The following is an 8,625-nucleotide window of genomic DNA, read 5'->3' on the forward strand; positions in this document are numbered from 1 at the left end:
CATTATCTGACATTTTAAGGGTAAAGAAGTGTCCCCCTGTTATGCTGGAGAATGCTGCTGCAAGGGGTACAAATACAGAAACAAGGATACAGAAAGGATAATCCCTTTTAAGAATTGAAGGATTTACCGGAACTTTATGAATCAGGGCACAAAAACCTAAAACACAAAGAATGTTAAAGATATTTGAGCCTGTAACATTACTGATGGCAATTTCATTGGATCCCCGGAGGGCTGCAGAAGTACTTACCGCAAGTTCAGGAAGGGAAGTTCCCATGGCAACTACAGTAAGACCAATGATAACCCCAGGTACCTTAAAAATCTTTGCCAGGGAAGAACTTCCGTCTACAAAAAAATCTGCTCCCTTTATAAGGGCAACAAAACCAACAAGTAAAAGCAAAATGTTAAGAAAAAGCATCATAAGTAAACCTCGCTTGTGTTTGAAATTATCATTTAAGGCTGATGCTGTCAACTTTTATGGGGACAGACAGCCTGTATTTATATAACCTGATTATTCCACAGGGCAGCGTACTTGCCGTTTTTTGCCAGCAGTTCTTCGTGACTTCCACATTCTTCTATGTTTTTGTCATCAACAACTGCAATCATATCCGCATTCTTAATAGTAGAAAGACGGTGGGCAATTACTAAAGTAGTACGGCCCTTTGCCAGAGCATCAAAGGCATTTTGAATCTTTACCTCTGTTGCCGTATCCAGGGCACTGGTTGCTTCATCAAGAATAAGGATAGGGGGATTCTTTAAAAAACATCTGGCTATGGAAACCCTTTGCTTTTGTCCTCCAGAAAGCTTAAGACCTCTTTCTCCAACAGGAGTGTCATAACCTTCCGGCATTTTTAAAATGTCCTCGTGAATTTCTGCCCGTTTTGCAGCCTGAATTATTTCTTCATCAGAAGCTCCCGGCTTTCCGTAGGCAATATTTTCTTTTATCGTACCTGCAAAAAGGAATACATCCTGCTGTACTGTACCAATTTGCTTGCGGAGATTTTCAAGCTTAATTTTTTTAAGATCAATTCCGTCAAGATAGATATTGCCCTCAGTTACTTCATAAAAGCGGGGAATAAGGTTACAGATTGTACTCTTTCCGCCGCCACTGGCACCAACAAAGGCAAACTTCTGTCCTGCCTTAATTTCAAGATTAATGTTTTTAAGGACTTCTGTTTTGTCATTGTAAGAAAAGCTTACATCCTTAAAAGTAATATTCCCTCTGGCACTAAGGATTTCTACTGCATCAGGAGCTTCCTTTATAGAAGTATCTGTCCTCATAATCTCAAGGAACCTGTTAAAGCCTGCCATACCTGTGGAATACTGCTCTACAAAATTAACAAGTTTTCTTACAGGAGCTGTAAAGGCTGCAACAAAAAGATTTGCTGCTACAAGATCTGCAACAGTCATGCTGCCTTTCATAATAAAATAGCCTCCTGCTGCAAAAACAAGAAGGGTTAGAATGGCCGTAGAAAATTCAACATTTGAATGGAAGGTAGACATGGTTTTGTAAAATTGTTTTTTGCTGTCACGGTAAAGAACATTGTTGGCATCAAACTTAGACAGTTCAATTTCTTCGTTGGTAAAACCCTGGGTAACCCTGATTCCTGTAAGTGAATTTTCAAGAACTCCGTTAATCATTGAAGTCTTTTCCTTTACCTTACGGGAACTGTTGGAGAGACGGCGGCGGCTGAACATGGTAATCAATATAATTAATGGAAGAAAAGCAAAAACTAAAATTGCAAGTTCCCAGCGGATTCTTAAAAGAAGAACAAAACTTCCAAGAAGGGTAAGCACTGATGTCATTACATCTTCCGGACCGTGGTGTGCAAGTTCTGTAATTTCAAAAAGATCTGTAGTAACACGGCTCATAAGGCGGCCGGTAAGGTGGGTGTCAAAAAAAGAAAAACTCTGACTCTCCAGCTTTTTAAAAACGTCATGGCGCATATCAGTTTCTACTTTTACACCAAAGTAGTGACCCCAGTAATTTACAAACCAGTTGCAGACCCAGCGGATACAGTAAACACCTGCAATAAGGGCAATGATTTCAAAAAAGAGGGTCATCTTTCCCTGTGGAATATAGGTGTTAAGCATGTATCTTGTAATAATAGGAAAACTTACATCGATTACTGCAATGAGAAGGGCGCAGAACATATCTGCAAGAAAAATCTTGAGGTGAGGTTTGTAGTAGGCAAAAAATATTTTTATAGACTTGTCATTGTAATTCACTCTATTCTCCTTGTGACAAGTCTACTATAAAATCAGAAAACCTTAAATCCGCCTTTGGACGATGAATTATCTTTTGATGAATTTTTTATAGCTGCATCCTTTTCTTCTTTAATGCGGTCAAGAACCGGGTCAAGAAAAACCAGGGCATTGTTAATGTCACTACAAACTTCCGGATCAGAATCTTCGGCTTCTATTAAAACCTGAAGGGAATCAAACATCATGTTGTAGGCCTTGTTGATTTTTGCATATTCCTGAATGTAACTTTCTGCTCTTGTCATTTTACTTCTCCTGTAAATTTTTTAAAGAAATTGCATTCATCCTGATGACATTGCTTTGCCGCATCAAGATCTATGTTGTTCTGGTAACAGTGCCAGAGATTTATTTTTGCATCCTTTACATAGTGGTATTCAAAGGGTACAGATTTTTCTGTAAGGGCACTTGCAAGGAGTACAGACTGTTCCCTTAAAAAGTCACCCGTGCAGGTCATTATGTAAACAGGTGGATAGGCTGGACTAATATGTTCAACTGTCTCCAGCATGTCACGGTTTTGAGGAGTGTCCTCTGCCAGAATTTCTTTAAGCAGGTCCTGGTCTGAATAAACTTCTTCCTTAAAGGAATATTTGCCGCAGTTAAGGACAATGGCTTTAAAATTAAAATCCTTTACCAGATCAAAATTAAAACGGTCAGCAAAACTTTTATCCGAAAGTGCTGCAGTATATATAGAAAGAAGATGTGCTCCAGCTGAATCACCGGTTGCAAAAAAATTGTTAAGGTCAAAGCCGTATACATCTTTATTTGCAAAAATCCATTTTACAACGCTGTTAGTATCTTCGATTGAAGCAGGGTATTTTGATTCCGGTGCAAGACGGTAGGTAAAGTTTACGACAGCAAAACCCTGACGTGCCAGTTCCATTCCGTAAAACTGATAAGTTTCTTTTGTGCCGTAAACCCATCCGCCACCATGAACATTAAGTATTACAGGGATTTTTTTATTCTGAGGAATATTCTTTGGTCTGTAAACATCAAGCTTGTTAAAAATCTTGTCTTTTTCATAAAGAATGTCATCAAAACGGATTATATCCTGAGGGGTTTTAAAGGCTGCATCACGTTTAGCATCATTTGCACCCCATTCACGACGGATTTTTTCTACGAATTCACTCATGTAAATAGAATAGTATGATGTCCCCCACTTGTAAAGTAAATTAAGCCTTTGAAGGGTACAGACAGACAGCATTAGAGACTGGTCCAACTACAGGCAGGATTACTGACAGCCGCATACTTGACCCTGAACTTCATATGTCTATAATCAGAAACATGGATTTAGAAAAAGTAAAGGCAGAAGTTGCCACAGTTATAAGTGAAGTTCTTGAAGCTCATCCCCAGAGGGAAGGTTCTATTTTTGTAATCGGATGTTCTTCCAGCGAAATCTGTGGCGGAGTTATCGGTAAAAATTCCAGTGAAGAAACAGGAAAGGCTGTCTTTGAGGCAGCAAAAGCTCTTCTTGACCAGAAAGGCCTGTATCTAGCCTGTCAGTGCTGCGAACACTTAAACAGGGCTCTTATTATAGAAGAAAGTTGTGCAATTAAATACAATCTTGAACCTGTCTGCGTTGTACCTTGGGCTCACGGCGGCGGTTCTTTTGCAACAGCTGCCTGGCATGGTTTTAAAAATCCTGTAGCTGTGGAACATATAAAGGCATCAGCCGGAATTGATATAGGCAGTACCCTCATCGGCATGCATCTTAAAGACGTTGCTGTACCTTTGCACCCTGAACAGAAGTTCATCGGCAAGGCTTATGTAACTGCAGCCTGGTGCCGTCCAAAGCTTATCGGTGGAGAAAGAGCCCGCTATCAGTAAAAAACACTCGGGCTTTAAAGCATACTGGCCTGGATGGCTTAACAGGAGATAAATATGTTCAGGACAATGAGAAGATTCAAGCAGCAGCTGGAAAATGAAGAATGTATTTCCATACTTAAAAATGAAAAACGTGGAGTGCTTTCTCTTATAGGGGACGACGGTTATCCTTATGGAATTCCACTCTCTCATATGTATAGTGAAAAAGACGGTAAAATTTATTTTCATGGTGCAAAGGAAGGCCACAAAATTGATGCCATAAAAAATTGTGATAAGGCATCTTTTTGTGTATATGACAAAGGTTATACCAATCCTGGAGAATGGGCCCTTAATGTAAAAAGTGTTGTAGTCTTTGGAAGGGTAAAACTCATTGATGATATTAAGAGGGCAGAAGAAATATGTTCTGACCTGGTAAGAAAATTTACTTCTGATGAAGAATATCTAAAAAAGGAACTCGCCAATGCTTTAAGCCGGGTTCAGTGTTTTGAATTAGAAATTGAACATATGACAGGTAAAAGAGTAAAGGAAGAGTAGTTCCTGTTTTTTTATCCGGTTCTTTGTAATCACAATTGTAATTATGAAGAACCGGAAATATTTAAAATTATTTTTCCATAGGGTAGATAAGTCCCCATTCTTTTCTGAGTTTATCCATAAATTCCATTACATAAATTGTTTCTGAAAAAGGCATGGAAGTACTTTCTCTTTTACCGGCCTTGATACACTGGTCTGCTTCTATGACTTCGTATTCATAACCGTTTACCTGTGAAGGAACTGGAATAGATTTTATCAGCTGATCTTTGTCATCATAAACATTTATGGACTGAGGATTATTGATATTTTCCACAACGATATATCCTTTTTCGCCCCAGAAGATTCCCTTGCGGTCAGAACGTGCATAAAGTCCGCTGGTCAGCTGGGCAATGCGACCGTCCTTGTAATAGATACTGATTGAATTATAACCATCAACACCACGGTCAGTCAGCTTAACAGATGATTCAACTTTATCAATATCTTTTCCAAAATGCATAAGGGCAAAGTTAATTGGATAAACACCAACATCAAGAAGTGCACCACCGCAAAGTTCAGGATTTAAAAGACGTTCTTTTGTTGTCAGTTCATATGAAAGATTAGCAGTAAGGTTTGTAATTTTTCCGATAAGACCAGACTTAATTGTTTCGTCAATAATTTTTCTTGACGGCATGTAACGTGTCCAGATTGCTTCTGCAAGATAAAGATTTTTTTCTTTGGCCAGTGCTACAACTTCTTTAGCCTGAGCAGCATTCATTGTAAAGGATTTTTCGCACAAAACATTTTTACCAGCGTTAAGACAAAGCCTCATGTGTTCATAGTGGTGGGAATGAGGAGTTGCAATATAAATCAGATTAATTTCCGGATCCGCAAGAAGTTCCTCATAACTTCCATATGCTTTTTTTATTCCAAACTTAGCTGCAAAATCCTGTGCCTTTTTTAGACTTCTTGAAGCAACAGCTGTAACCTGAATCTCATTTGAATCTTTTACTGCTTCCGGTATTACCCTTGCAATGTTACCTGCACCTATAATTCCTATATTCATCTTTCCTCCATTTAAGATTAATTATAGCATGCTTTCCGGAGTAATACTCAATGCTTTTTTTATGAATCGTGGCGGAAGTTCCTTCATATTTTTTGTTCCCGAAAGATTAATGCCCTTTTTAATTTTAAAACCTGAATAGGAAAGAATTTCTTTTAGTGAATTAAAGGCCTTTGTTGTCTGCCCTGCAAAAATATTAAAAGGAAAAGGAGTAGTGCAGGAAGTAATTATTACAGCCTTTTTACCTTTCTGCAATGGAAGCGGAATCCCATGTTTGGATTCACCCATCATAATTCCTGCAGTTCTGTCAAAAAGACATTTAAGCTGACCGTTCATGTTTCCCCAGTAGACAGGTGTACCTGCAATTAAAAGGTCACACTTATCAATAGCCTGGCAGATTTTATGAGCATCATCAGAAGGTAAGATACAGGTCTTTTTGGAACGGCAGGCCATACAGCCTTTACAGGGAGTAAAATTTAAAGTACAGACATCATAAAAATTTACCTTTGCATTCTGCTTTAAGAAATTTTGTTCAATAATATGAAGCAGCTGCGAGACCTTACCATTTTTTCTTGGTGAGCCGTTTAAAATTAAAACCCTGACTTCTTTCATATATTAGTCCTCCTTAATAAAAATTGAATCGAGCCACATATCAATAAAATGATTTGTAAATGCCTTACCCTTGTTCCAGTATTCCACATCACATTTTTTTAGGAGAACAGATTCAATACAACCCCATAATCCTGACACAAGTATCCCTATATCCAGACGGGGATTTTTAGACAGGGCAAGATTTTCTTTTATTGCCTGAGCTAAAAGCTGTTCGCCTGTACGGTTACAAACATAGTATTCTTCAATCACTTCTTCTGGTGCTGAATCCGCAGATTTAAAACCCTGCATTACAAGAAGGGAAAGTCTTGGGTTTTCAAAACACCAGTCCCTGAAAACAGTAATTGCTTTTTTTACTTGTTCCTTTAAAGACTTTTTACTGTTAAGGGAAGCTACTATTTTTTTATTAACTTCTTTTATTGAATCCAGGCCTATCTCCTGAAAGAGGGTATCCTTGTCCCTGTAGTAATGATAAATATTAGTTGCCGTAATACCACAAGCCTTTGCAATATCCCTCATTCCAATCTGATCAGGATTTTTTGTCATTAAAAGAGAAAGAGTATTCTTTTTTATCAGGGGAATAATTTCTGTATTAGGGTTACGCATATCTGCTCCTTATTATATAACAGTGATAGTTTAACACTGTTATATTAAGAAGTCAAATTTATTTAGCATTTGTATTTAATTGTAGGATGGTAAAATAATTTTAATGCTGATTATTCAGGCCAGACAAAAAGATCTGTGCAGTTACGTTCACCACCGGAAATTTCTATAGCCTGACCGGTACAGAAAGTATTTGTAACTGTCATAAAATAAATCCATTCAGCAGCTTCTTTAGCAGTAGCCCAGCGCTTAAGGGGAGTTACATTCATAATGGAATCCCAGAGTTTTTTATCCTGCATAACTTCATTATTCAATTCAGTTATAACACCACCAAAACAAAGGGCATTGCAGGTAGCCTTGTATTTGTTTGCAAGTTTAATAGCACAGTACTTCATGTACCCGTTAACACCAGCTTTACTTGCAGCATACTCAGGAAACTCATTGCCGGTAAGAGCTGAGGCAGATGAATTAAAAAGTACGGATTTTATTTTTGGATTAAAGGCATACATAGATGTAACATTCATTGTGCCTGTAAGATTTACATCAATATCTTTTTGACTCATAGTCTGGACACCGGCATTGTTAATAAGAATTTCTGTTCCCTCAATTTGAGGAAGACTTTCTTTTTTGCTGATGTCACAGACGTAGTGAGTATACTTGTAACCAGGACATAAAGTTATGCTCTTGTCCTCAATATCAAGACCAATTACCTCATGTCCCATGGAGAGAAACTTAAGTGCTGTTTCTTTTCCGATTCCGGAAGATGTCCCGGTGATTACAACTTTCATGCGCGCTTTTTTTCTATGTAGTTAAAGTATTCGTTACCTACGTTTTCTTCATCCCAGTTCTTTACGACTTTCCATCCAAAACCTGAGAAAAGAATTTCACCAAGAAGTTCACACACTGCACCAATAATTGAACAAACAACGACCTGAGTCCATGTCCATCCAAAGAAGATTTTAGAAACAACTGTTGCAAAAATAAAGTTGTCTACAAACTGTGCAATAATTGTAGAAGTGTATGATCTGAATGCAAATGCAATAAAATTATTTTTCTTAAGGTTTTTACCCAGGGAATAATTTAGGATTGCATTTACTACTGAACTTGTAAGGAAGGCAAGGCCACTACCAAGAACAACATACCAGGCACCGCCAAAAGTATTGTTGAGGGCAGAGTTTACTTCATTAAGTTCAAAGGAATAAAATTCTCCCCATTTACCAGGTGTAAGTGAAAGAAGAAAAAAGAGTCCGCATACAGTAAGGTTAGCAAGAAGGGCAATAATAGAAACTTCTATACTTGCCTTTGGACCGTATCTCTTGCAGATAACATCCATGCAGAGGAACATAATCCAGCTGAATGCGAAGCCGCAATCCAGGGCCACGTAACCTACGTTAAGGAGTTCTTTGTTTGCCATTAAGTTTGCACAAACAACGCTAAGAATAAAAACTGTAACAGTGATTGATGGAATGTTGCGCAGCAGGATTTTTATATCGTTAAACTCCTGTGCCACGCGTCTTTTAAATGTAGACATGTAACAAGCCTCTCTTAAGGATTTTAATTTATTATGCGCAGTAGGTTTTTGAGGATCATAAACTGCGCCCATAAATTGTGTCCGATGAAAGTACCACTTTTGTTTGGGTTTGTCTAGGTGGAAGTTCGCATTTTATTGAGTTCCTGCATCTCCTATTTTATTAGTAAAAATAGAAGATGTTAAGAAAATGTAGGAAAGAAAAGATGTTGAACTGGAGGAGAGCAGATCAATT

The 8,625-nt window shown here is 38.0% G+C and carries 11 protein-coding genes; 2 read left to right on the forward strand and 9 right to left on the reverse strand.

Translation table 11 applies throughout. The annotated features are described in order from the left end of the window. From K6D58_RS08525 to K6D58_RS08540, 4 genes are all read right to left on the reverse strand, one after another. On the reverse strand, window positions 1–418 hold a 418-nt coding region (locus K6D58_RS08525; protein WP_367182348.1), incomplete at its 3' end, for a sodium:calcium antiporter. Between the two features lie 77 nt (window positions 419–495). After that, window positions 496–2,226, reverse strand: a complete 1,731-nt coding sequence (locus tag K6D58_RS08530; RefSeq protein WP_296829701.1) for an ABC transporter ATP-binding protein — start codon at window positions 2,224–2,226, stop codon at window positions 496–498. A 32-nt stretch (window positions 2,227–2,258) separates the two neighbouring features. After that, window positions 2,259–2,504 (reverse strand): hypothetical protein, encoded by a 246-nt coding sequence (locus K6D58_RS08535; RefSeq protein ID WP_296829704.1) that lies wholly within the window; start codon window positions 2,502–2,504, stop codon window positions 2,259–2,261. After that, window positions 2,501–3,388: an alpha/beta hydrolase gene (locus K6D58_RS08540; protein ID WP_296829707.1), complete on the reverse strand. Its 888-nt coding sequence runs from the start codon at window positions 3,386–3,388 to the stop codon at window positions 2,501–2,503. Before K6D58_RS08540 ends, K6D58_RS08535 begins: the two co-directional genes overlap by 4 nt. A gap of 143 nt (window positions 3,389–3,531) precedes the next feature. Between K6D58_RS08540 and K6D58_RS08545 the strand changes: the two genes are divergently transcribed. Further along, window positions 3,532–4,083, forward strand: a complete 552-nt coding sequence (locus K6D58_RS08545; RefSeq protein WP_296829727.1) for a TIGR01440 family protein — start codon at window positions 3,532–3,534, stop codon at window positions 4,081–4,083. A gap of 54 nt (window positions 4,084–4,137) precedes the next feature. Further along, window positions 4,138–4,614, forward strand: coding sequence for a pyridoxamine 5'-phosphate oxidase family protein (locus K6D58_RS08550; RefSeq protein WP_296829710.1), 477 nt, complete (start codon window positions 4,138–4,140; stop codon window positions 4,612–4,614). 67 nt (window positions 4,615–4,681) lie between these two features. Here K6D58_RS08550 and K6D58_RS08555 read toward each other — a convergent pair whose 3' ends face one another. The 5 genes from K6D58_RS08555 to K6D58_RS08575 form a co-directional block, all read right to left on the reverse strand. Continuing rightward, window positions 4,682–5,653 carry a Gfo/Idh/MocA family protein gene (locus K6D58_RS08555; protein WP_296829712.1) on the reverse strand — a complete coding sequence of 324 codons (972 nt, stop codon included), beginning with the start codon at window positions 5,651–5,653 and terminating at the stop codon, window positions 4,682–4,684. Between the two features lie 21 nt (window positions 5,654–5,674). Further along, window positions 5,675–6,262: a flavodoxin family protein gene (locus tag K6D58_RS08560; RefSeq protein ID WP_296829715.1), complete on the reverse strand. Its 588-nt coding sequence runs from the start codon at window positions 6,260–6,262 to the stop codon at window positions 5,675–5,677. Window positions 6,263–6,265: 3 nt separating this feature from the next. Continuing rightward, complete coding sequence (locus tag K6D58_RS08565; RefSeq protein ID WP_296829717.1) at window positions 6,266–6,865, reverse strand: TetR/AcrR family transcriptional regulator; 600 nt, start codon at window positions 6,863–6,865, stop codon at window positions 6,266–6,268. A 110-nt stretch (window positions 6,866–6,975) separates the two neighbouring features. Then, the gene (locus K6D58_RS08570) at window positions 6,976–7,650 is read right to left on the reverse strand and encodes an SDR family NAD(P)-dependent oxidoreductase (RefSeq protein ID WP_296829720.1); all 675 of its coding nucleotides are present in this window, start codon (window positions 7,648–7,650) and stop codon (window positions 6,976–6,978) included. Continuing rightward, window positions 7,647–8,393 (reverse strand): VUT family protein, encoded by a 747-nt coding sequence (locus K6D58_RS08575; RefSeq protein ID WP_296829723.1) that lies wholly within the window; start codon window positions 8,391–8,393, stop codon window positions 7,647–7,649. Before K6D58_RS08575 ends, K6D58_RS08570 begins: the two co-directional genes overlap by 4 nt. Window positions 8,394–8,625: the final 232 nt, after the last annotated feature.

Origin of the sequence: Treponema sp. (assembly GCF_024696245.1) — a bacterium.
Classification (GTDB): Bacteria; Spirochaetota; Spirochaetia; order Treponematales; family Treponemataceae; genus Treponema_D.